Origin of the sequence: Streptomyces sp. NRRL S-495, from assembly GCF_000966955.1 — a bacterium.
In the GTDB taxonomy this organism is placed as follows: domain Bacteria; phylum Actinomycetota; class Actinomycetes; order Streptomycetales; family Streptomycetaceae; genus Kitasatospora; species Kitasatospora purpeofusca.
Window position 1 is genome coordinate 1 of record NZ_JZWY01001068.1, and the last position, 2,498, is coordinate 2,498.

The following is a 2,498-nucleotide window of genomic DNA, read 5'->3' on the forward strand; positions in this document are numbered from 1 at the left end:
CAGCCCGGTGATGCCGAGGCGGCGGGTGAGCAGCCCGCTGAGCCGGACGGCCGGGACGGCGAGGACGGGCGACAGCACGACCAGACCGGCCAGGAGGGCGCCGCAGGCGAGCAGCGCGCGCTCCAGGTTGGCCTCGGAGGCGTCGTGCGCCCGGCCGGCGAGGGCGACCAGCAGGCCGGCGCCGAGCAGCGTCAGGCCCGCGCCGAGGACGGGGCGCAGCCGCGAGCGGGGGGCCGGGCGTTCCACCGAGCGGAGCGCCTCGACGGGGGCGATCCGGGCGGCCCGGCGGGACGGCAGCCAGGCGGCGAGGACGGTGACGCCGACGCCGACGAACAGCGCCGCCGCGACGGGCCGGGGGCCGATCACCAGCGGGCCGTCGGGCAGTCGGTCGCCGTCGGTGCCCAGCAGGCCGGGCAGCAGTGCGGCGATCCCGAGGCCGAGGGCGAATCCGACGGCGGAGGCGGCGAGTCCGACCAGCACGGCTTCGGCGAGCAGGGAGCGCACCACCTGGCGGCGGGTGGCGCCGACCGCCCGCAGCAGGGCGATCCCCCGGGTGCGGCGGGTGACCAGCATGGTGAAGGTGTTGACGACCAGGAAGGAGCCGATGAACAGCGAGACCCCGGCCAGCACCAGCGGCAGCTTCTGGTAGCCGCGGGTCAGGGTGCCGACGTAGCGGGCCTGCTGCTCGGCCCGGGCCCGGCCGGTGGTCGCCTCGGCCCGTCCGGCGGGGAGCCGCTCGGTGACCCGCCGCGCCAGTTCGTACTGGTCGGTGCCGGGGGCGGCGGTGAGGTCGAGGGCGGTCCAGTGGCCGGGGGTGGCGAACAGGCCCTGGGCGGTGGCCCGGTCGAACAGGACGAGGGTGCCGCGGGCGGTGACCCGGGTGTCGGTGGTGCCGACGAGGCCGACCAGCCGGGCGGTGCGGGCCGGGCCGTCGGTGGCGAGGGTGACGGTGTCGCCGAGGTTCAGCCGACCGGCGGCGGCGGTGTCCGGGTCGACGGCGATCTCCTCGGCACCGGCGGGCGCGCGGCCCCGGAGCAGGGGGTGGCGGGGGTCCGTGCCGTCGGGGCCGGGGGTGTACGCGGCGGCGAGGTTGGCGCCCGGGTGGACCCGCAGCGGGGTGCCGTCGGCGGCGTTCAGGACGGCGGTGCCGTCGGCCTCGGGCCGGACGGCGGCCACGCCGGGGACCCGGGCCAGGGTCCCGGCCAGTGCGTCGTCCAGGACACCGCCGCCCGCTCCTTCCGGGGCGTCCCGGGCGCCCGGCGGGAGTTCGGCGGCGGTGACGGTGACGTCGATGCCGGCGAAGTCCTGCGACGCGGCGGCGCGGTGGGCGGCGGCGGTGGAGTCGGCGAAGACGAGGGTGCCGGAGACGAAGGCGACGCCGAGGCAGACCGCGAGGACGGTCATGAGCAGGCGGGCCTTGTCCGCGAGGACGTTGCGCAGGGCTGTTCGCAGCATGGGGGCTCTCGGTAGGTGACAGGCGGGTGGCAGGCGGGAGGCAGGCGGGAGGCAGGGCGGGACGGTGGCGGTGGCGGGTCAGCCGGTGCGCACGCGGGTGTCGACGGTCTTCATCACGTCGAGGACGCGGCCGGGCGTCGGGTGGGCCAGCTCGTCCACCGGGCGGCCGTCGGCGAGGAACAGCACCCGGTCCGCGTAGCCGGCGGCCACCGGGTCGTGGGTGACCATGACGACCGTACGCCCCAGCTCGTGGACGGACTCGCGCAGGAAGCCGAGGACCTCGGCCCCGGCCCGCGAGTCGAGGTTGCCGGTGGGCTCGTCGGCGAAGACGACGGCGGGCTTCGAGGCCAGGGCGCGGGCGACCGCGACGCGCTGCTGCTGGCCGCCCGACAGCTCGGCGGGCCGGTGGCCGAGCCGCTCGCCGAGGCCGACCATGGCGACCACCCGGTCCAGCCACTCCGGGTCGGGCCTGCGGCCGGCCAGCGCGAGCGGGAGCGTGATGTTCTCCAGCGCGGTGAGGGTGGGCAGCAGGTTGAAGGTCTGGAACACGAAGCCGATCCGGTCCCGGCGCAGCCGGGTGAGCTGCCGGTCGCTCAGTCCGCCGAGCTCGGTGGTGCCGATCCGGACCGAGCCGGCGGTGGGGGTGTCCAGACCGGCCGCGCAGTGCAGCAGGGTGGACTTGCCGCAGCCGGACGGGCCCATGATCGCGGTGAACTCGGCCTCCCGGAAGGCGACCGTGACCGCGTCGAGCGCGGTGACCCGGGTGTCGCCGCTGCCGTGGACCTTGGTCAGTCCGGTGGTGGCGACGGCGGTCCCGGGCGCCGGGTACGGGGCGTGGGTGGCGAACGGGTGGAACGGGTCGGTGGTCACGGCTGGGACTCCTCCTCGAAGCGTCGGTGCACTTCGAAGGGTGTCCGGGGGACGTATCGATCCCTCATGAACCGGGTATCGGTCCCGGCTCCAGTACGCGGCAGTCCCGCGTCAGACAGCCCCTAGGCGGACGGCAGGTGGAGGGTGGCGAGGGCGCCGCCGTCCGGGGCGTT

2 protein-coding genes are annotated in these 2,498 nt (G+C 76.8%); both read right to left on the reverse strand.

The genetic code is table 11. The features are described from left to right. The coding region (locus VR45_RS38925; protein WP_045944688.1) for an ABC transporter permease at positions 1 to 1,455 on the reverse strand (1,455 nt) is incomplete at its 3' end. A 78-nt stretch (positions 1,456 to 1,533) separates the two neighbouring features. After that, complete coding sequence (locus VR45_RS38930; protein ID WP_045944689.1) at positions 1,534 to 2,325, reverse strand: ABC transporter ATP-binding protein; 792 nt, start codon at positions 2,323 to 2,325, stop codon at positions 1,534 to 1,536. Positions 2,326 to 2,498 lie beyond the last annotated feature (173 nt).